The organism is Bradyrhizobium sp. STM 3562 (assembly GCF_045571435.1).
GTDB lineage: Bacteria > Pseudomonadota > Alphaproteobacteria > Rhizobiales > Xanthobacteraceae > Bradyrhizobium.
Map to the genome: position 1 here is coordinate 622,129 of NZ_CP120694.1, position 19,719 is coordinate 641,847.

Annotated in this window: 18 protein-coding genes; 16 read left to right on the plus strand and 2 right to left on the minus strand. The window is 63.9% G+C overall.

Going from position 1 to position 19,719, the window contains the following annotated elements:
- Positions 1–159: 159 nt before the first annotated feature.
- The 5 genes from ugpB (at position 160) to P6U23_RS02870 (ending at position 4,805) form a co-directional block, all read left to right on the plus strand.
- Positions 160–1,485 carry a sn-glycerol-3-phosphate ABC transporter substrate-binding protein UgpB gene (gene ugpB / locus P6U23_RS02850; protein WP_407178094.1) on the plus strand — a complete coding sequence of 442 codons (1,326 nt, stop codon included), beginning with the start codon at positions 160–162 and terminating at the stop codon, positions 1,483–1,485.
- A 597-nt stretch (positions 1,486–2,082) separates the two neighbouring features.
- On the plus strand, positions 2,083–2,262 hold the full coding sequence (locus P6U23_RS02855; RefSeq protein WP_407178095.1) for a DUF4089 domain-containing protein: 180 nt from the start codon (positions 2,083–2,085) through the stop codon (positions 2,260–2,262).
- A 7-nt stretch (positions 2,263–2,269) separates the two neighbouring features.
- On the plus strand, positions 2,270–3,667 hold the full coding sequence (locus tag P6U23_RS02860) for an AtzE family amidohydrolase (RefSeq protein ID WP_407178096.1): 1,398 nt from the start codon (positions 2,270–2,272) through the stop codon (positions 3,665–3,667).
- A gap of 5 nt (positions 3,668–3,672) precedes the next feature.
- Positions 3,673–4,071, plus strand: coding sequence for an oxalurate catabolism protein HpxZ (gene hpxZ / locus P6U23_RS02865; protein ID WP_407178097.1), 399 nt, complete (start codon positions 3,673–3,675; stop codon positions 4,069–4,071).
- The gene (locus tag P6U23_RS02870) at positions 4,068–4,805 is read left to right on the plus strand and encodes a GntR family transcriptional regulator (protein ID WP_407178098.1); all 738 of its coding nucleotides are present in this window, start codon (positions 4,068–4,070) and stop codon (positions 4,803–4,805) included. Before hpxZ ends, P6U23_RS02870 begins: the two co-directional genes overlap by 4 nt.
- A gap of 138 nt (positions 4,806–4,943) precedes the next feature.
- On the opposite strand, the gene atzF is transcribed toward P6U23_RS02870, so the two are convergent.
- Together atzF and P6U23_RS02880 are read right to left on the minus strand one after the other, a co-directional pair.
- On the minus strand, positions 4,944–6,743 hold the full coding sequence (atzF, locus tag P6U23_RS02875; RefSeq protein WP_407178099.1) for an allophanate hydrolase: 1,800 nt from the start codon (positions 6,741–6,743) through the stop codon (positions 4,944–4,946).
- Between the two features lie 218 nt (positions 6,744–6,961).
- The gene (locus tag P6U23_RS02880) at positions 6,962–8,236 is read right to left on the minus strand and encodes an NAD(P)/FAD-dependent oxidoreductase (protein WP_407178100.1); all 1,275 of its coding nucleotides are present in this window, start codon (positions 8,234–8,236) and stop codon (positions 6,962–6,964) included.
- Positions 8,237–8,599: 363 nt separating this feature from the next.
- Here P6U23_RS02880 and P6U23_RS02885 point away from each other — a divergent pair, with 363 nt between their 5' ends.
- The 11 genes from P6U23_RS02885 (at position 8,600) to P6U23_RS02935 (ending at position 19,698) form a co-directional block, all read left to right on the plus strand.
- Positions 8,600–9,772 (plus strand): ABC transporter substrate-binding protein, encoded by a 1,173-nt coding sequence (locus P6U23_RS02885; protein ID WP_407178101.1) that lies wholly within the window; start codon positions 8,600–8,602, stop codon positions 9,770–9,772.
- Between the two features lie 202 nt (positions 9,773–9,974).
- Entirely contained in the window at positions 9,975–10,892 is a 918-nt protein-coding gene (locus P6U23_RS02890) for a branched-chain amino acid ABC transporter permease (protein WP_407178102.1), read from the plus strand.
- On the plus strand, positions 10,889–11,836 hold the full coding sequence (locus P6U23_RS02895; protein ID WP_407178103.1) for a branched-chain amino acid ABC transporter permease: 948 nt from the start codon (positions 10,889–10,891) through the stop codon (positions 11,834–11,836). The genes P6U23_RS02890 and P6U23_RS02895 overlap by 4 nt, the downstream gene beginning before the upstream one ends.
- Entirely contained in the window at positions 11,829–12,596 is a 768-nt protein-coding gene (locus P6U23_RS02900; RefSeq protein WP_407178104.1) for an ABC transporter ATP-binding protein, read from the plus strand. Before P6U23_RS02895 ends, P6U23_RS02900 begins: the two co-directional genes overlap by 8 nt.
- Positions 12,589–13,308: an ABC transporter ATP-binding protein gene (locus P6U23_RS02905; protein ID WP_407178105.1), complete on the plus strand. Its 720-nt coding sequence runs from the start codon at positions 12,589–12,591 to the stop codon at positions 13,306–13,308. The genes P6U23_RS02900 and P6U23_RS02905 overlap by 8 nt, the downstream gene beginning before the upstream one ends.
- Positions 13,309–13,493: 185 nt before the next feature.
- Positions 13,494–13,859: a DUF2946 family protein gene (locus P6U23_RS02910; protein WP_407178106.1), complete on the plus strand. Its 366-nt coding sequence runs from the start codon at positions 13,494–13,496 to the stop codon at positions 13,857–13,859.
- A 139-nt stretch (positions 13,860–13,998) separates the two neighbouring features.
- Positions 13,999–16,386 carry a TonB-dependent receptor gene (locus P6U23_RS02915; RefSeq protein WP_407178107.1) on the plus strand — a complete coding sequence of 796 codons (2,388 nt, stop codon included), beginning with the start codon at positions 13,999–14,001 and terminating at the stop codon, positions 16,384–16,386.
- A gap of 39 nt (positions 16,387–16,425) precedes the next feature.
- The gene (gene exbB / locus P6U23_RS02920; protein WP_407178108.1) at positions 16,426–17,247 is read left to right on the plus strand and encodes a tonB-system energizer ExbB; all 822 of its coding nucleotides are present in this window, start codon (positions 16,426–16,428) and stop codon (positions 17,245–17,247) included.
- Positions 17,248–17,251: 4 nt separating this feature from the next.
- Positions 17,252–17,683, plus strand: coding sequence for a TonB system transport protein ExbD (exbD, locus tag P6U23_RS02925; protein ID WP_407178109.1), 432 nt, complete (start codon positions 17,252–17,254; stop codon positions 17,681–17,683).
- On the plus strand, positions 17,680–18,405 hold the full coding sequence (locus P6U23_RS02930) for an energy transducer TonB (RefSeq protein ID WP_407178110.1): 726 nt from the start codon (positions 17,680–17,682) through the stop codon (positions 18,403–18,405). Before exbD ends, P6U23_RS02930 begins: the two co-directional genes overlap by 4 nt.
- A 147-nt stretch (positions 18,406–18,552) precedes the next feature.
- On the plus strand, positions 18,553–19,698 hold the full coding sequence (locus P6U23_RS02935; RefSeq protein ID WP_407178111.1) for an IS4 family transposase: 1,146 nt from the start codon (positions 18,553–18,555) through the stop codon (positions 19,696–19,698).
- Positions 19,699–19,719: the final 21 nt, after the last annotated feature.

Below are 19,719 nucleotides of genomic sequence, written 5' to 3' on the forward strand. Positions count from 1 at the left end.
GTCTTTGCATCTAAAGGCAGGATCAGTCTATTGTGCCGACCCTTATAGGGCCGTCAATGGCCTGATGGATCATTGCTTTCTTGAATTTGCCCGACGCTACCGGCGCGCGAGATATTGCCAGAATACACGCCGAGGCGCTTAGTTGCGGGAGCAGTTATTGTGAATCTCCTCTTCAGATCGCTGCCGATCGCTTGCGCGGCCTTGGCGGCCGGCCTTGCTTCTCCGGCCTGCGCCGTCACCGAAATCCAGTGGTGGCATGCGATGTCCGGACAGCTCGGCCGGCAGGTGGAAAAGCTCGCCGCGGATTTCAATGCCTCGCAATCCGACTACCGGATCGTGCCGACCTATAAGGGCAATTACGCCGAGACCGTCACCGCCGCGGTTTTCGCGTTTCGCTCGAAGAGTCAGCCGGCGATCGTTCAGGTGAGCGAGATCGTCACCGCGACCATGATCGCCGCGCGCGGCGCGATCTATCCCGTCTATGAATTGATGCGGGACGAACATGAGGCGTTTCCGCCTTCCGTCTATCTTCCCGCTATTGCCAGCTACTACGCCGACGCGAGCGGCAACCTGCTGTCGTTTCCGTTCAACGCCTCGACCCCGATCCTCTATTACAACAAGAACATGTTCCGCGATGCCGGGCTCGACCCGCAAGCCGCGCCAAAGACCTGGCCCGAACTGGGAACGGATGCGAAGCGGCTGCGCGAGTGGGGCGCGCCTTGCGGCTTCACCACCTCCTGGCCCTCCTGGATCAATGTCGAGAATTTCTCCGCCTTCCACAATCTGCCGATTGCGACCCGCACCAACGGCTTCGGCGGCCTGGATGCGGTATTGATCTTCAACAATCCGCTTCTCGTGCGCCACATCGCGCAGCTTGCCGAATGGCAGAAAACCAAGGTGTTCGACTATGGCGGCCGCGCGCAATCGGCCGAGCCGCGCTTTCAGAGCGGTGAATGCGGCATCTTCCTGGGCTCTTCCGCAACGCGCGCCGACATCATCACCAATTCGAAGTTCGAGGTCGGCTACGGCATGCTGCCTTATTGGCCTGATGTCGAAGGCGCGCCGCAAAACACAATTATCGGGGGCGGTACCTTATGGGTGCTGCGCGACCGCCCGCGCGAGGAATACAAGGGCGTCGCAAAGTTCTTTGCGTTTCTGTCGCGGTCCGAAGTGCAGGCCGCCTGGCACCAGAACACGGGTTATTTGCCGATCACCCGTGCTGCCCTCGAGCTCACCCGCAACTCGGGCTTTTATGCGCGCAACCCGGGGGCGGCAATCTCGACCGAAGAGACCAGCTTGAAGCCGCCGACCGACAATTCGAAAGGCATCCGGCTCGGATCGTTCGTGCTGATCCGCGACGTGATCGAGGATGAGCTGGAACAGGCGTTCAGCGGGAAAAAGTCGGCGAAGGAGGCGCTCGATTCGGCGGTCGAGCGCGGCAATCGACTGCTCCGCCAGTTCGAACGCGCAAACCCGGATCGGTGAGGCTCGAGCCGAACAGGCGCACCTGAGATCATTCTGCTTATTTGGAGAGCAAAAGCGAGGCTCTGTATGCAGCTTTGCTGGGCGCTCAGTCCCGCGCGACCGAGTATTCGCCAATGAGATCAGATGTTTGGTGTCCGATCAGGCGACGGGTGCGCTTGGCACGAAGCTTGCGATCCCTTGCTCCAAACCAGCTCTCGAACATCGGAGCACCATGAAGCATCGCGCCTTTCGCAAATCCGTCTCGGATTTGCCGCGGGGCCAGGATCGAGGCTCGAAGATTTCGCTTTCCCTGGGGAGCTGGGGGAAGGGTGGGCGAGTATCGCAGCCGCGATACGCGTCCGGGTGGGGCATGTCTGGAGCGGCCCTGGCATGCCCCACCACGACCTGGCGCGCGCGATTTGAACCGGTGGCAAGCCCCCAGCACTCGCCTGGCATGAGCAATTTGGTCGTCTCCAATGTTCGGAGAGCCGTGCACGCGTTGCGTGATCGTGTCATTGTGATGCGAAAGGCCGCGAGCCGTCGAGCGGCAGGCGGCGAGCGCCGCCAGCGAGCTCGCGATGCGACGGTGCGGTGGGCAAGCAGGAGAAGAGGAGAAACATGGCTGATCCGCTTGACGAATACATCGACGCGGTCGCAAAGGCGCTGGCGCTGCCCCTCGAGGAGGCCTGGCGACCCGCGGTCAAGGCCAATCTCGAAGTTTCGCTAAGATTGGCGCGAATGGTCGACGAGTTCGCGCTGCCCGACGAGGCCGAGCCTGCCAGCATCTTCACCGCCTGATTCCGCAATGCCTGAAAACCTGAACCGACTATCGGCTGCGCAGATCGCCAAGGCCGTCATCGAGCGCAAGACGACCGCGCTGGCCGCAACCGAAGCGGCGCTTGCGCGCATCAAGCAGCATGACCCGATCCTCAATTCCTTCACCGACGTCACCGCCGAGCGCGCGCTGGAGAGAGCGCGCGCGGTCGACGCCGCGATCCTTTCGGGCGAAAAAATCGGCCCGCTCGCCGGCGTGCCCTTCGCGGTGAAGAATCTGTTCGACGTCAAAGGCCTTCCAACCCGTGCCGGCTCCAAGATCAACCGCGATCGCCCACCGGCGCCGCGCGATGCGACCTTGATCGAGCGGATGGAGGCCGCCGGCGCCGTGCTTGTCGGCGCGCTGAACATGGGCGAATACGCCTATGACTTCACGGGCGAGAATGTTCATGACGGCCCCTCGCGCAATCCGCACGATGTCACGCGGATGAGCGGCGGCTCCTCCGGCGGCTCGGGCAGCGCTGTCGGCGGGGCGCTGGTGCCGATCGCGCTCGGCTCCGACACCAATGGTTCGATCCGCGTGCCGTCCTCCTTCTGCGGGATTTTCGGGTTGAAGCCGACCTATGGCCGGCTGTCGCGGGCGCGCTCCTTTCCGTTTGTCGCGAGCCTCGACCATCTCGGTCCGCTTGCACGCAGCGTCACCGATCTCGCACTCGCCTATGATGCGATGCAAGGACCTGATCCCGACGATGCGGCCTGCGTCGCGCGCGGGATCGACGAGGTCGCACCGCTATTGTCGCAGGATATCGGCGATCTGCGCATCGCGCTGGCCGGCGGCTACTTCCAGAAGAACCTGTTTGCGGAGGCCGAGGAAGCGGTCGCCCGCGTTGCCAAAGCGCTGGGCGTCACGCGAACCGTCGAACTCCCCGAAGCCGCACGCGCCCGGGCGGCGGCTTACGTGATCTCTACGGTCGAAGGCGCCTCGCTTCATCTCGATAGGTTGCGCAAACGCCCCGATGATTTCGATTCCGCGGTACGCGACCGCCTGATCGCCGGCGCCATGGTGCCGGGATCTCTGGTCGAACGCGCGCAAAAATTCCGCCGCTGGTATCGCGCGCAAGTCGCCGAGCTGTTCAAAACCGTCGACGTCATCATTGCGCCGGCAACACCCTGCATCGCCCCAAAACTCGGTCAGGCGACCTTCGTGCTCGATGGCGTCGAACTGCCGGTGCGTGCCAATATCGGCATCCACACGCAGCCGATTTCCTTTATCGGGCTCCCGGTGGTCGCGGCGCCCATTCCGCTGGAGCCGATGCCGGTCGGCGTGCAGATCATCGCGCCGCCCTGGCGCGAAGATATCGCGCTGCGTGTGGCTTTTGCGCTGGAGACAAGCGGCGTCGCGCTGGCGCCGCAGCCAACGGGATTTTGAAACGCATGGAAATCGATCTGCCTGAGGTCGTCGCGGAAGTGACGGTGCAATTCGAGCGTTATGAGAAGGCGCTGGTCAACAACGACGTCGCAGTGCTCGGCGAATTGTTCCGCAACGACCCCCGCACCCTGCGCTACGGTATGGGCGAGAACCTCTATGGCTATGCCGAGATCAACGCATTCCGCGCGGCGCGCTCGCCGCTCGGGCTCATGCGCAAGACCGCGAAGACGCTGATCACAACCTACGGCCGGGACACCGCGGTGGCCTCGACGCTGTTCTATCGTGACAGCGCGCCGGGGAAGGTGGGTCGGCAGATGCAGACCTGGATCCGCTTCCCGGAAGGCTGGAGAATCGTCGCGGCTCATGTCAGCATCATCGACGAACCGAAGGTTACGACCATATGAGCCTTGACGATCTTCCGGCCAACAGTCCGTCGCGTCCGAAAGCCGCGCGCGCGACGGCGGTCTGGCGTGTCGATCGCACGTCCAGCGTGGCCGAGAAGATCACCCGGGCAGAAGAGCTGCGCTTGCAGCTTGCGGACGAGATCGTGCGCGGCACCTTGCGGCCGGGCGCGCCGCTCGATGAAACCGAGCTCGCGCGGCGCTTCAACGTGTCCCGCACGCCGGTACGCGAAGCGCTGCGCCAACTCGCAGCAAGCGGGCTGATTGAGGCGCGGGCCCATCGTGGCGCAGTGGTGGCGCGTCCCTCGATCGAACGTTTGACCGGAATGTTCGAAGCCATGGCGGAGCTGGAGGCGATCTGCGCGGGCCTCGCCGCCGAGCGCATGACGCCCACTGAGCGGCATGGTCTGGAAGCGGTTCACGAGGAATTGCGGGTCTTGAGCCATGCCGGCAACCCCGAGCGCTTTCACGAGGTCAATGAGCGCTTCCACAACACCATCTACGCCGGATCGCAAAACGCGTACATCGCCGAAATGACGCTCGCGACGCGGGTGCGGGTGCAGCCGTTCCGCCGCGCCCAGTTCCGCAATCTCGGACGGCTGGCCAAATCGCATGCCGAGCATGATCGTGTGGTCGTCGCGATCATGCGCGGCGACAAAGCGGGGGCCGCGGTCGCCATGCGCGCCCATATCGAGCTGGTCCGCGACGAATACGAGATCTACGCGGTGTCGGTGTAACCTCCTTCTCCGCCGTTCTTTCGCACCATTCTTTCACGGTCATTCCGGGGCGGTCCGAAGGATCGAACGCGGAATCTCGGGTTCCGGGTTCGATGCCGTCGTATCGCGCCGGAATGACGTGGAGAGAGGTAGACGTCTCTACACCGCCGCCGCTTCCGCCATGTATGCGCGCCAGCCGCCGAAGACGGAGATATCGCGGGCGCCGTCGAGCGCGGCGGATTCGACGAGAAAGCCCTTCACATTGCGTCCGTCGGCGAGCCTGACCGTGCCGATCGAGAGCGGCGGAGGGATCGCGGCGACGAACTTGCCGAAGCCGGCGGCCGATAGCGACCAGATCTCCAGCTCGATCGCAGTGCCCGCGCCGGCTTCCACGCGCAGCATGCCGGGCCGCGGCGGCACCGTCTCGAGCGCGTAGAGCTTATAGTCTGGCGCGGTAACGGCGGTCTCGACCAATCGCGCGCCGAATGCCTTCAGTTCCCCGTTCAGTCCCATGCCCGACATGTGCGCGCCGACCACCGCGATCGCGAGATCGTCGTGGGCCGCTGACGCCGGCAATGGCGCAAGCGGCGGCTGCGCCACGCTCTTCGCGCCGAGGGGGAGTTTGGTATCGGCATGAAAGATGCGCCCGATGCTGGCAAGCAATGCGTCGTGCCCGCCCGGCGCGAGCAGTGTCATGCCGAACGGTGCGCCGTCGGCTCTGAAGGAGGCCGGCACCGCCAGCGCGCAGAGATCGAGCAGATTGACAAAATTGGTATAGGTGCCGAGCCGGCTGTTGAGCAGGACCGGATCGGCCAGCACCTGCGCGGTCGAATAGACCGTTGGCGTGGTCGGCAGCACCATCGCGTCGAAATCGGCAAGGATACGTTCGGCGATCTTGCGCAGAGCCTGCAGGCGATACAATGCGGAAAATGTCTCGGCCGCGGTGAGCCGCGCGCCTGGGGCGACGATGTCCCGCGTCACCGGATGGATGGCATCAGGCGATGATGCCAGTAGATTGCGGATCGCGACATAGCGCTCCGCGACCCATGGTCCCTCATAGAGCAGCCGCGCGGTCTCGTAAAACGGCTCCATGTCGAATTCGACGAGCTCGGCGCCGAGCGCGGTGAAGCGCTTCAGCGCCTCTCGATAGGCCGCCTCCTGCGCCTTGTCGCCAAAGAAGATCAATTGCCCTTCGTGCGGTACGCCGAGGCGGAGATTGGCGGGCATTGTCGTGATGTCGCCGAGCGGCCGGTCGCGCGAGAACGGATCGGCGGCATCCGGGGCCGCCATCACCGCAAGCGCAGTGACCGCATCGTCGACCGTGAGCGAAAAGATCGAGACGCAGTCGAGCGTTCTGCAGGCCGGGATCACGCCGGCGGTCGAGATCATGCCGAGGCTCGGCTTCAAGCCGACGACATTGTTGAGCAGCGCCGGCACGCGGCCAGAGCCGGCGGTGTCGGTGCCGAGCGCAAGCGGTACCAGGCCCGCGGCGACGGCCACCGCCGATCCCGAGCTCGATCCGCCCGGCAAGAGATCGCCGCGCACCGGATTCTTCGGAATGCCATAAGGCGAGCGCACGCCGACGAGTCCGGTGGCGAACTGATCGAGATTGGTCTTGCCGATGATGATGGCGCCCGCCGCGCGCAGCCGCGCCACCGCGGTTGCGTCGCGGGTCGGCGAATAGGAGAAGGCCGGGCAGGCGGCGGTGGTCGGCAGGCCCAGCACGTCGATATTGTCCTTCACCGCGACGGGCACGCCGTAGAGCGGCAGCTCCGCGGCATCCTTGCCGGCCATCAGGCGTTCGGCCTCGGCGATCGCTTCCTTCTCGTCGCGCAGCGAGATGAAGATCGCGGGATCATCGTGCGCGCGGATACGGGCAAAGCTGCGCGCGACCGTTTGCGCAGGCGTGAGGTGGCCCGCGCGATGCGCGGCAACGATCGCAGCAACGGTTTCGGTCACGCAACACTCCGAAAGAGGCCGGGCGGCATTGCCATCGCTCTCGGCTGCCCGACTAAAACGCTCTCCGGCAAGCAAGGGATGTGCCATGTGTACAATGCGATCGCCGGGGCGGCTGCGAAAATTCCGCTTTGGCCTCAGATGCTTGGCCAGCGTTTACGGACGCAGCCTCGCCTGGGCGTCAGGCCACAGCCCTGCCATTGCTCATTCCGCAAGCAGCTTTACGTCGTCACCTTGCTGCTGCCCTGAGTGATCAGACGCGCCGCGCGCTGGTCGCGGACGTAGATCCAGAGCCAGCTCAGCGCGACGGCAAGCCGGTGCCGCAGGCCGATCAGGAAGTAGATGTGCGCGACGCCCCAGATCCACCAGGCAATCGCGCCGCGCAGCTTGATGCGGCCGAAATCGATCACCGCGAGCCGCTTGCCGATCTGCGCGAGGCTGCCGGCATGTTTGTAGTGGAATGCCCCCATCTTGTCGCCGCGCAAGCGCGCCTTGATCAGTTCGGCAACGTAGCGTCCCTCCTGCTTGGCGGCGGGCGCGATGCCGGGCACCGGCTTGCCGTCCCACGCATTGATGGTCACGGTGTCGCCAATGGCGAAGATCTCGGGATCACCGGGCACCGTGAGGTCGGGGTCGACTTGCACGCGTCCGGCACGGTCGGCCGGCGCCCCCAGCCATTCGGCGGCGGGCGAGGCGCGCACGCCGGCGGCCCAGATGATGGTCTTGGCTTTCAACTGCTGGCCGCCATAGACCACGCCGTCGCGTGTGCATTCGGTCACGGGCTGGTTCAGCACCACTTCGACGCCGATGCGCTCCAGCGACGCTTTCGCATAGGCCGATAGGTCGTCGGCAAAGCCGGCGAGCACGCGCGGCCCGGCTTCGATCAGCACGACGCGCGCCTTGCGCGTATCGATATTGCGGAAATCCCCCGGCAGCGTGTGCTGCGCGAGTTCGGCGATGGTGCCGGCAAGCTCGACACCGGTCGGGCCGGCGCCGACGATCACGAAGGTCAGGCGTGCCGCGCGCCGGTCCGGATCCGGCTCGCGTTCGGCGCGCTCGAACGCGACCAGGATGCGGCGTCGGATCGTGGTAGCGTCCTCGAGCGTTTTCAGGCCGGGCGCATAGGTCTCCCATTCGTCATGGCCGAAATAGGCGTGGCGCGCGCCGGTCGCGAGAACGAGCGTGTCGTACGGCACAGCGGCGCCGTCCTCGAGCAGCACGCGACGGTTAGCCGCATCCACGCCGCTGACGGTAGCGAACAATGTCGTGACCTCACGCCGCTCGTGCATGAGATAGCGTATCGGCCAGGCGATGTCCGAGGTCGCGAGCGAGGCGGTGGCGACCTGGTACAGCAGCGGTTGAAACAGATGGTGGTTGCGGCGGTCGATCATGGTGATCGCAACCGGCGCGCCCTTGAGCCGATAGGCCGTCTCCAGCCCGCCAAAACCGGCGCCGACGATGACCACCCGATGCGGATTTTGCGGTGTCGATGCCATGGCGATGGCCTTTAATCTGGGAGTTGCTGACTGCCTTTATTTAAGGACGCGCCGCCACCTTCGGTCCATGCCGGTTTTGCGAATTCACCCGACGAGCCCCGAGGAGGCATCGCCTCGCCCGCGGCGGCGCTGCACCGCATCGCAACCAGCACTATAATTCTTGCCATCGGCCGCTAGCACGAATTATGGTGCAGGCGGTGCTGAGCCGAAGGTGTAACACAAGACCTTCGCTTGGTGCTTGCTGCCGGAGCGAGATTTCGCGCACAAAACAACAAGGGATCCGCCGGCCAGCGGCAGACTGCCGCTCGCGATCAGGCGGGAGCCGGTGGTAGCTTGAGGTCCATAGAGGGAGGGGAAGTCACCATGAAAACGGCATTTTGGCTGGCGGGCGCGGCAGCGCTCCTGCTGGCGAGCCCGGCGCTGGCCGGCGATACCATCAAGATCGGCTTCGTCTCGACCTTCAGCGGTCCGACCGCCGTGATCGGCAACGATATGCGCAATTCCTTCGAGCTCGCGCTCGATCATCTGGGGCGCAAGATGGCCGGCAAGCCGGTCGAAGTCATCTACGAGGACGACCAGCAGAAGCCGGATGTCGGCAAACAGAAGACGGAAAAGCTGGTGCAGTCCGACAAGGTCGACTTCATCGCCGGCTACATCTGGTCGAACGTGCTGCTCGCCTCGCTGAAGAGCGCGGTCGACTCGCAGACCTTCCTGATCTCGGCCAATGCCGGGCCCTCGCAGCTCGCAGGCGAATTGTGTTCGCCTTATGTGTTCTCGACCTCCTGGCAGAACGACCAGACGCCCGCGGCCATGGGCCTCTACATGAATCAGAAGGGCGTGAAATCGGTCTTCCTGATCGGCCCGAACTACGCCGCCGGCAAGGACATGCTCGCCGGCGTGAAGAGCACCTTCAAGGGCGAGGTGGTCGGCGAGGAATATACGGTCTGGCCGAGCCAGCTCGACTTCTCCGCCGAACTGAGCAAAGCGCGCAACTCCAAGGCCGAATCGATCTTCGTGTTCTATCCCGGTGCATCGGGCGTGCAATTCCTCAACCAATATGTGCAGTCGGGTTTGAAGCAGCAGATACCGCTCTATACCGCCTTCACCATCGACGAATTGTCGCTGCCGCTGCAGAAGGACAACGCGTTGGGGGTGCCGGGCGCGCAGGAATGGGTCAACGATCTGCCCAATGAGCAGAACAAGCGCTTCGTCGAGGACTATCGCAAGAAATATCCGAACCTGCGCCCGACCTATTACGGCGCGCAGGCCTATGACGCGGCGCAGCTCATCAACAGCGCCGTGGTCGCGGTGAACGGCGACACCTCCAAGAAGGACGCCATGAAGGCGGAGATGGAGAAGGCAAACTTCAAGTCGCTGCGCGGCTCCTTCAAATACGGCAACAACCACATCCCGATCCAGAATTTCTACCTGCAGGACGTGGTCAAGGACGCCAATGGCGAATTGTCGCTGAAAACGGTCGCCACCATCGTCAAGGACGACCAGGACCGCTTCCACGACAAGTGTCCGATGAAGTGAGCACGGATTTTGCTTGGGGCCGTTTGCTAGCGCATGATGAGATTAGGTTCGGTTGGCTGCCCCGGACGTGCATTGACCTCTCCCCTTGGGAGAGGTGAGCAGAGCCGGCCGCTCGCACTGGTCCACCCCAAAGATCATCTCGCTCTGGAAACCGCGGCAGCGTGACATTCGCTGCCGTTTTCTTCAATTGGCATGTGAGCCGATGCTGCTGCTCGTCGAACAGATCCTGAATGGCCTGCAGTTCGGCCTCTTGCTCTTCCTGCTTGCGGCCGGATTGACGCTGGTGTTCGGCATCATGGACCTCGTCAATCTCGCCCATGGCTCGCTCTATATGATGGGCGCCTATTTCGCCGCGACCTTCGTCGCCTGGACCGGCAGTTTCGTGCTCGGCGCCGTGCTTGCGCTCGGCGCGACGCTCTTGCTCGGCATGGCGCTGGAATTTACCGCGCTGCGCCATCTCTATGGCCGCGATCATCTCGACCATGTGCTCGCAACCTTCGGCCTGATCCTGTTCTTCAATGAGGCGGTGCGGCTGATCTGGGGGCCGGCGGGGCTGGCGCTGCCACTGCCGCCCTGGCTGACCGTGCCGGTGCAGATCCTGCCCGGCATCTATTATCCCGCCTATCGGCTGGCCATCATCGTCGTCGCGCTCCTGGTGGCGCTCTTGCTCTATCTCGGCGTGATGCGCACCCGCATCGGCATGCTGATCCGCGCCGGCGCCTCCAATCGTGAGATGATCGGCGCGCTCGGCATCAACATCAAGCTGCTCTACACCCTGGTGTTCGGCCTGGGTGCGGCGCTCGCCGGCCTGGCAGGACTGATGCAGGCGCCAATTCTTACCGTGCAGATCGGCATGGGCGAGAACATCCTGATTCTCGCCTTCGTCGTCATCGTGATCGGCGGCATCGGCTCGATCCGCGGCGCGTTCCTGGCCGCGATCTTCGTTGGCCTGATCGATACGCTCGGGCGCGCCTTTCTGCCCAACCTGTTGCGCCAGGTGTTGAGCTCGGCCGCCGCGTCCACGGCCGCGCCGGCGCTGTCCTCGATGCTGATCTATCTGTTGATGGCGATCGTGCTGGTCCTGCGGCCGGAGGGGCTGTTCCCAGCCAGCCGCAGATGAAGTCCGCCCTCAATGTCCGTCACGCTATCTCGGTCCTGCTGGTCGCGGGACTCCTGCTGCTGCCGCTCTATTCGCACCTGACCGGCAACATCTTCGTGCTGACGCTGTTCACCCGCATCGTGATCCTGGCGCTGGCAGCGGCGAGCCTCAATCTGATCATGGGCTATGGCGGCATGATGAGCTTTGGCCATGCCGCCTATCTCGGCATCGGCGGTTATGCCGTGGGCATCCTGGCACAGGAGGGCATCGGCTCCGGCTTCGTGCAGTTTCCGGTGGCGCTCGCCGTCTCGGCCTTCTACGCCCTCGTCATCGGCGCGCTATCCTTGCGAACCCGCGGCGTCTATTTCATCATGATCACGCTCGCCTTTGCCCAGATGGCCTATTACGTCGCCTCGGGCCTTGCGCGCTATGGCGGCGACGATGGTCTCACCATCTACAAGCGCAGCGATTTCGCCGGCCTGATCAATCTCGGCAATCGCGTGCAGTTCTACTATCTCTGCCTCGCCTGCCTGCTCCTTGTGGTGTTCCTGATCTGGCGTATCGTCAATTCGCGCTTTGGGCTCGTTGTGCAGGGCTTGCGCTCCAACGAGCAGCGCATGCAGGCGATCGGCTTTCCCGGCACGCGCTACCGCCTGGTCTGCTTCGTCATCGCCGGAACCATGTGCGGGCTTGCCGGCGCGCTGCTCGCCAACAACACCGATTTCGTCAGTCCCGCCGTGATGTACTGGACCCGCTCGGGCGATCTCATGGTGATGGTCATCCTGGGCGGCATGGGCATGCTGTTCGGCCCCGTCATCGGCGCGGTGGCCTATCTCGTGCTGGAGGAGTTGCTGTCGCAGGTCACCGAATATTGGGCGCTGATCATGGGGCCGCTGCTCCTGTTGATCGTGCTGTTCGGCCGCGGCGGCATCATGGGCCTGCTCGGGAGGTTTTCGCGTGGCTGAACCGTTGCTCCGGGTCGACAAGCTAGTGCGCCGGTTCGGCGGCATCGTCGCCACCGATCATGTCACGCTGGAGGTGCCGCGCGGCGAATTGCATGCAATCATCGGCCCGAACGGCGCCGGCAAGACCACGCTGATCAGCCAGCTCACCGGGCATCTGATGCCGCATTCGGGCAGCATCCATCTTGCCGGTCGCGACATCTCGCGATTGCCCGCCTATCGCCGCAGCGCACTGGGGCTCGCGCGCTCGTTCCAGATCACCTGCCTGCTGGCCGACTTCACCGCCGCCGATAACGTCGCGCTCGCCGCGCAAGCGCGCGCCGGCCACTCGTTCCGCTTCTTCGGCGATGCGCGCAAGGAGCGCGGCTTACGCAAGGCTGCGATGAGCGCGCTGGAGCGCGTGGGCCTTGCGGATCGCGCCGGTGTGCTGGTGTCGCGCCTGAGCCATGGCGAGCAGCGCGAGCTCGAGCTTGCGGTGGCGCTCGCCACAAAGCCGCAACTGCTGCTCCTGGACGAGCCGATGGCCGGGCTCGGCGTCACCGAATCCGCCCGCATGGTGCGGCTGCTCTCGGATCTGCGGAAAGAGGTCACGATCGTTCTGGTCGAGCATGACATGGAAGCGGTGTTCGCGCTGGCCGACCGCATTTCGGTCCTGGTCTATGGCCGCGTGATCGCATCGGGCACGCCCGATGCCATCCGGCAGAACGAAGAGGTCAAGCGCGCCTATCTCGGCGATCAGCATGTGGTGGTCCGTCATGGCTGATGCCGCGCCGCTGCTCGAAATCGACTCGATCGAGACCTGTTACGGCTTGAGCCAGGTGCTGTTCGGCTTGTCGCTGTCCATCCGGCGCGGTGAGATGGTGTCGCTGATGGGCCGCAACGGCATGGGTAAGACCACCACCATCCGCTCGATCATGGGCCTGACGCCCGCGCGCGCGGGCGCGATCCGCTTCGCCGGCACCGAGGTCCGCAGCCTGCCGTCCTACAGGATCGCAAAGCTCGGCATCGGCCTCGTGCCCGAGGGGCGCCAGATTTTCCCCAACCTTACGGTGCGTGAAAACCTGGTCGCGGCGGCCGCCAATCGGCTGGGTAGCCCTGATCCCTGGAGCCTTGAAAAGATCCACGCGCTGTTTCCGCGCCTCGCCGAGCGTGGTTCCAACATGGGCAACCAGCTCTCCGGCGGCGAGCAGCAGATGCTTGCCATCGGCCGCGCGCTGATGACCAATCCGCATCTGTTGATCCTGGACGAGGCGACGGAGGGGCTGGCGCCGTTGATCCGCGAGGAAATCTGGAACTGCCTGTCCATGCTGAAAGCGCGCGGGCAGTCGATCCTGGTGATCGACAAGAACGTCGAGCACCTCAGTCGCATTTGCGACCGCCATTACATCATCGAGCGTGGCCGCACGGTGTGGAGCGGCACCTCGGCGCAACTCACGGCCAAGCCTGATCTGCAGCATCGCTATTTGGGTATTTGAGGCCGATATTTGCCTCATCGTCATTGTGGCCCATTGGCTCCTCGCAATGACGGGGAGGAGTATGGCGTAGAAATCGGCAGTGTGTACCGAACATCGACCGCTCTCCCCTTTTCAAAGCCAGCTTGCCTCGGCTAAGATCGCAACGCGGCGGCAGGGCGGCCGCGGAATGCAACATTCGGCGGCGGATGCGCTGGGTTCGGGATAATGTCAGGCATGGTTCATGGCTTGCGCTGGTCGCGCTTGCCATCAACTTTGCTTTGTCCTTCGGCCATATTCACGCCATCGCCGGACGAGGTTCGCCCGGCGTCGTCGTCGCGGCGCTCGCCTCGCCCGACCAGAGCAAGAAAGGCCACTCCGACGAGGGCCAGGCGGACTATCTCTGTCCGATCTGCATCGCGACCAGCGCGATCGCCAACGCGCTCGCCTCCTCGCCGCCTGCGATCCTGCTGCAACTGACCACGACGGCGGTCGATCGCACCATCGAACCTGTCCGATTTGTCGTAGAGCCGCAGCGCGCGGCCTTTCAATCGCGCGGCCCACCCACTTCCTGACGTCGCCGCTTCGTTTCCTGCTCTAGCACTGCGTGCTGGGCCACGCTGCTGGCAGCGGGGGCGGAGTTCCGTTCGTGCATATGGGTCCTGGCACATTTGAGCGCCGTTGGACCCGCTGAATTGGGGTCAGGAATCTCTTATGGGTCTCTCGTCTACGCATCTGCGCCGCAACGCTCTCGTTTCGGTGTCATCATTGGCCTTGCTCGCTGCCACGGGGACGGCAGCGCTGGCGCAAAACGACAACGCGTCTCAACCGCCGCCGACCGCCGCGACACCGCAGGCGCCGGCTGCTACGCCCGCGCCGTCCGCTTCGCCGTCGCCCGAAGCGCCGCGGCAGAATGCGGCCCCCGCGCCGGCGCAAACGCCAACGCCTGCCGCGCCGCAGCAAGCCGGTCGAGGCAATGTGCTGCCGGAAACGCGTGTCGCCGCTCCGGTGGAGCGGCGCCGTCCGCGCACCACGCCGCCGCCCCGGGTGGTCGCCACGCAGCCACCGGCCCCGGCGCCGACCCAGGCCCAGGTGGTGATGCAGCAAAACCGGGTCTTCGATTCCGGGCGCCAGACCATCTATGCGCCGGTCGGAACCGCACCCTACCGGATGAGCGAGCAGCAGATCGAGGCGCTGCCGCAGGGCGAGAACACTTCGCTCGATCGCGTGCTGTTGCAGACGCCGGGCGTGACGCAGGATTCAGCCGCGAGCGGCGATTTCCACATCCGCAACGAGCACGGCAATGTGCAGTACCGTGTTAACGGCATCATGCTGCCCGATGGCGTCGGCGCCTTCGGCCAAATTCTCGACACCGGCATCATCGGCAGCCTCGCGCTGATCACCGGCGCGCTGCCGGCGCAGTACGGTCTGCGCACCGCGGGCGTCGTCGACATCCAGACCAAGGCGAGCGCCTTCGACAATACCGGCAAGGTTTCCATCTATGGCGGTAGTCACGACACCATCACGCCCTACGCAGAATGGGGCGGCACGGTGGGCAACACCCAATACTTCGTCTCGGGGCGATATTTCGGCAGCAATCTCGGTCTGGAAAACCCGACGCCCTCCAACAATGCGATCCACGATCACACCGATCAGGGCAAGGGTTTTGCGTATGTCTCGACTGTGATCGACCCGACGCTGCGGCTGACCTACATCGGCGCCGCGGCCTACAGCCATTTCCAGATCCCGAACAATCCCGGGCAGACGCCACAGTTCACTGCTTTCGGCGTCTCCAATTTCAACTCGGCCAATCTCGACGAGACGCAGAACGAGTTCAATCAGTTCAACGTGCTCGCGCTGCAATATTCGAGTAACGGGCTGGATGTACAGGCCTCCTACTATAATCGCCTCAGCACGCTGCATTTCATGCCCGACGTGATCGGCGATCTCGTCTTCAACGGCGTCGCCTCCGACGTCTATCGCCGCAGCCTCACCAACGGCATCCAGACCGATGCGTCCTATCGGCTGACGGACGCCCACACGCTCCATGCAGGCTTCACGGTCAGCACCGAGAATGCGCTGGTGACCAATTCCTCGGTTCTGCTGCCGCTGGATGCCACGGGTTCGCCGATCGATGCGCCATTCAATGTGGTCGACCAGAGCGCCAAGACCGGCTTCCTGTTCGGCACCTATATCGCGGACGAATGGAAGATCACGAACCAGGTCACTCTGAACTACGGGCTGCGCTTCGACCAGATGATGCAGTACACCAATGCCAACCAGTTCAGCCCGCGGGTCAGCGTGACCTACACGCCGTGGGACGGCACCGTCTTCCACGCCGGCTACGCCCGCTATTTCACCCCGCCGCAGCTCGTGCTGGCGGCGCCGCCCAATCTGGCGCTCGTGCAGAACACCACGCAGCAGCCGGAGGTCAATCAGGCCGATCCGGTGCTCCCCGAACGCTCCCATGTCTTCGACGTCGGCGTCACGCAGAAGCTGATGCCCGGCCTCGAGATCGGCGTTGACGGCTACTACAAGATCGCAAAGGATCTCCTGGACGATGGCCAGTTCGGCGCCGCCTACGTGTTGACCGCATTCAATTACGAGAAGGGCAATAATTACGGCGTCGAGCTGACGGCGAAATATACCGACGGCCATTTCACCGCCTATAACAACCTGGCCTATGCGCGCCAGATCGCGACCAATGTGGTCTCCAATCAGTTTCTGTTCGGTGCGGACGAGCTGGCCTATATCGCGACGCATTATATCTATACCGATCACTCGCAATGGATTTCGGGATCGGCAGGCGCATCCTATAAATGGGATGACGGAACCCGTGTCTCGGTGGACCTGCTCTACGGCAGCGGTTTGCGCAGCGGCTTTGCCAACACCGACAGCGTGCCGTGGTATTCCCAGGTCAATCTCGGCATTTCGCACGAGTTCAAATGGCTCAACGACATGAAGCCGACAACTTTGCGGTTTGACGTCGTCAACCTGTTCGACACAAGCTATGTCATCCGGGATGGATCAGGCATCGGCGTGTTCGCCCCGCAATATGGGCCGCGGCGGGGATTTTTCTTCGGTATTTCACAAAAGCTTTGAGTGGGGGCAATGCAAACCACAACGGAAAACGAGAGGCAGATGCATCACCCTTCTCCTGAACCGGCGGCGGCTTCACGAAAGTTCGCTCGCATCGTCACGCTGATCATCGCGAGCGTTTCACCGCTCGCGATGTCGAGCGCCGCGCTGGCGCAAGGTGACGCCGCAAATCCCCTGCTGCCGCGGAATCTCTCGCCGTGGGGCATGTTCCTGAACGCGGACATCGTGGTGAAGGCGGTCATGATCGGGCTCGCCATCGCCTCGCTCGCGACCTGGACGATCTGGCTGGCCAAGAGCATCGAGCTGCGCGTTGCAAAAAGCCGCGCGCGGCGGCGGATGAAGATGCTGGAAAGCGGCCGGCATCTGACCGACGCCGTTCACGCGTGCAAGGGCGAGCGCGACGCGGTGGCCCAGTTGATCCTCTCGGTCGCCAAGGAAGCCGAACTCTCCGACGGCATCATCGATGACGGCTTCAAGGAGCGCGTCGCCTTGCGCCTCGATCGCGTCGAGGCGGCGATGATCCGGCAGGTCTCCCACGGCATCGGCATCCTCGCCACGATCGGCGCCACCGCGCCGTTCGTTGGCCTGTTCGGCACCGTGTGGGGGATCATGAACTCCTTCATCGGCATCTCGGAGGCCCACACCACCAATCTTGCGGTGGTGGCGCCCGGCATCGCCGAAGCCCTGCTGACCACGGCCATCGGGCTCGTCGCCGCGATTCCCGCGGTCGTGATCTACAACCATCTCGCCCGCGTCATCAGCGGCTACAAGACGCTGCTGACCGATGCTTCGGCGCAACTGCTGTTGATGATCAGCCGCGGCTATCGGATGACGGCGGCGACGCTGCCGCGGGCGGCGGAGTAGGGCCATGTCGCTGCGACTCGGTTCATCTTCGGGCGACGATTTCGAGGTCCAGCACGAGATCAACGTCACCCCGTTCATCGACGTCATCCTGGTGCTGCTCATCATCTTCATGGTGGCGGCGCCGCTTGCCACCGTCGATATCGGCGTCAATCTGCCGGCGAGCACCGCGCCGGAGCAGCCGCGCCCCGACAAGCCGGTGTTCGTCACCATCAAGCCGGACGCAACCATCGCGATCGGCGAAACGACCGTCACACGCGAGGAATTGGCGGGCGCGCTCGATACCGCGACCAACAGCCACAAGGATGAAACGATCTTCATCCGCGCCGACAAGGCGCTGAGCTATGGCGAGCTGATGGGCGTGATGAACGTCCTGCGCGACAACGGCTATCTCAAGCTCGCGCTGGTCGGGCTGGAAGCACCGGCGACCAAACCATGAATGCGTTCGCGCTGCATATTCCGGAACGGCCCGCCTTTTCCCGCTGGATACTCGCCGCGGCGGTGATCATCGCCGCGCATGCGGGGATCATCGCGTCCATCGCGCTGTGGTACGTGCACCAAGCGCCGGAACCGAATATCCTTCCGGCCATTGCCGTGTCGCTCGCGCCGGTCGATGCGAGTTCGCCCGAGATCCAGGACCAGGACATTGCGGTCGGTCCGACCATGCAGCAAGCCGAGGAGCAGCCGAAGGAGCAGCCCAAGGTCGAGGACAAGCCGATCGAGCCGGTGGTGCAGCCGCCGCCACCTCAACAGCAGGCTGAGGTCACGCTGCCGGCCGAGCAGCCCAAGGAAGTTGAAAAGCCGAAGCAGGAATATACACCGCCCGCGCCGGAGACGCGGGCGCCACCGAAGACCGAACATATCGGCCAGTTCAGTCAGGCCGCATCGAACAAGTACAACGCCCTGGTGTTTGGCCATCTACAGCGCTTCAAGCGCTATCCGGCAGCGGCGCACGGCGCCGCCGGCACCGCGGTGGTGCGCTTTGTCCTGGACCGGAGGGGCCAAGTGCTGAGGAGCGAGGTGACGAAATCATCCGGCAGCACCGTGCTGGATCAGGAGGCCATCGCCATTCTGCATCGCGCCAGCCCCTTCCCGGCATTTCCCGCTGCCAAGCCGGGCGAGCAGGACGTCTACATCGCGCCGGTGAATTTCGGGCACTGATTCGTGGCGTGCTGTGTTTCCGGTCGTCATGGCCGGGCTTGTCCCACGGCTGTCCGGTTTAGAATTTGTGGACAAGGGGCATGGCGTTGATTCTAGTCTGTTCTGGACGTCTGCAAGCGTTCCGGGACACGACAGGAGATCAGCGCCATGCCGCATCACAATACAGTATTCCGCGAGGTTCTGAAGCTCGTGCCGTGGCATCGGTTTGAAGCGCTTGTGGAAGGAGATGATGCGGATGCGCGCGTGCGGCGGCTGCCGACCAAGGTGCAGTTCCTGGCATTGCTGTACGGCCAACTTTCGGGGGCGGCGGGGCTGCGCGAGATTGTGACGGCTCTTTCGAGCCATGAGGCGCGGCTCTACCACCTTGGCGCAGCGCCGGTCCGGCGATCAACTTTGTCCGACGCCAACGCCAACCGGCCTTTCACGGTGTTTACCGGGCTGCTGGAGTTGATGATGAAGCAGGCCCACCGTGGCTTGCGCCGCAAGGTGGCCGAGGCGGTCTATCTGATCGATGCCACCAGCGTGCGGCTGAACAGATATAGTGCCGACTGGGCGCAGTTTTCGGCCGGCGTCTGCGGCGCCAAGGTGCATGTGATCTACGACGCCGACGCCGATCAGCCGATCTATGCGGCGGTCACCGCGGCCAATGTCAACGATATCACGGCAGCCCATCAGATGCCGGTCGAGCCGGGTGCGACCTATGTCTTCGATCTCGGCTATTACGACTATCTTTGGTGGGCCGCGCTTGATGCCGCCGGATGCCGGATCGTCACCCGCTTCAAATCCAATACGCCGCTGGACGTCATCGAGGAGCTTGCGGTCGTTCCCACCAGCAACATTCTCTCCGACCGTATCGGCTTCTTGCCCGCGCGCCAGGCCAAGAGCCGCCGCAATCCGATGCAGGATGCCGTGCGCGAGGTGCGGGTCAGGACCGACACCGGCAAGATCCTGCGCATCCTGTCGAACGATCTCGATGCCCCCGCCGAGGAAATCGCCGAGCTCTATCGCCGGCGCTGGGCCATCGAGCTGTTCTTCCGCTGGGTCAAGCAAACCTTGAAGATCACCCGCTTCGTCGGCACCTCCGAGAATGCGGTGCGCATCCAGATCGCCGTTGCTCTGATCGCCTTCCTGCTGCTACGTCTGGCTCAAGCTGCCCAAAAAGCCGTCCGAAGCCCGCTCGTCTTCGCCAGGTTGGTCCGCGCCAACCTCTTGCACCGCAGATCAATCCACAATCTGCTCGATCCGCCACCGATCCTTCAAGATCAGCAACAGATGAGCCTTGCTCTATGCTAACTCTCAACCGGACAGCCGTGG

Excerpts from the sequence above, each read along its gene's own strand:
- P6U23_RS02855 (WP_407178095.1), top strand. The coding sequence starts at position 2,083 with ATGGCTGATCCGCTTGACGAATACATCGACGCGGTCGCAAAGGCGCTG.
- P6U23_RS02860 (WP_407178096.1), top strand. The coding sequence starts at position 2,270 with ATGCCTGAAAACCTGAACCGACTATCGGCTGCGCAGATCGCCAAGGCC.
- hpxZ (WP_407178097.1), top strand. The coding sequence starts at position 3,673 with ATGGAAATCGATCTGCCTGAGGTCGTCGCGGAAGTGACGGTGCAATTC.
- P6U23_RS02870 (WP_407178098.1), top strand. The coding sequence starts at position 4,068 with ATGAGCCTTGACGATCTTCCGGCCAACAGTCCGTCGCGTCCGAAAGCC.
- P6U23_RS02880 (WP_407178100.1), bottom strand. The coding sequence starts at position 8,236 with ATGGCATCGACACCGCAAAATCCGCATCGGGTGGTCATCGTCGGCGCC.
- P6U23_RS02885 (WP_407178101.1), top strand. The coding sequence starts at position 8,600 with ATGAAAACGGCATTTTGGCTGGCGGGCGCGGCAGCGCTCCTGCTGGCG.
- P6U23_RS02890 (WP_407178102.1), top strand. The coding sequence starts at position 9,975 with ATGCTGCTGCTCGTCGAACAGATCCTGAATGGCCTGCAGTTCGGCCTC.
- P6U23_RS02895 (WP_407178103.1), top strand. The coding sequence starts at position 10,889 with ATGAAGTCCGCCCTCAATGTCCGTCACGCTATCTCGGTCCTGCTGGTC.
- P6U23_RS02905 (WP_407178105.1), top strand. The coding sequence starts at position 12,589 with ATGGCTGATGCCGCGCCGCTGCTCGAAATCGACTCGATCGAGACCTGT.
- P6U23_RS02910 (WP_407178106.1), top strand. The coding sequence starts at position 13,494 with ATGCGCTGGGTTCGGGATAATGTCAGGCATGGTTCATGGCTTGCGCTG.
- P6U23_RS02915 (WP_407178107.1), top strand. The coding sequence starts at position 13,999 with ATGGGTCTCTCGTCTACGCATCTGCGCCGCAACGCTCTCGTTTCGGTG.
- exbB (WP_407178108.1), top strand. The coding sequence starts at position 16,426 with ATGCATCACCCTTCTCCTGAACCGGCGGCGGCTTCACGAAAGTTCGCT.
- exbD (WP_407178109.1), top strand. The coding sequence starts at position 17,252 with ATGTCGCTGCGACTCGGTTCATCTTCGGGCGACGATTTCGAGGTCCAG.
- P6U23_RS02930 (WP_407178110.1), top strand. The coding sequence starts at position 17,680 with ATGAATGCGTTCGCGCTGCATATTCCGGAACGGCCCGCCTTTTCCCGC.
- P6U23_RS02935 (WP_407178111.1), top strand. The coding sequence starts at position 18,553 with ATGCCGCATCACAATACAGTATTCCGCGAGGTTCTGAAGCTCGTGCCG.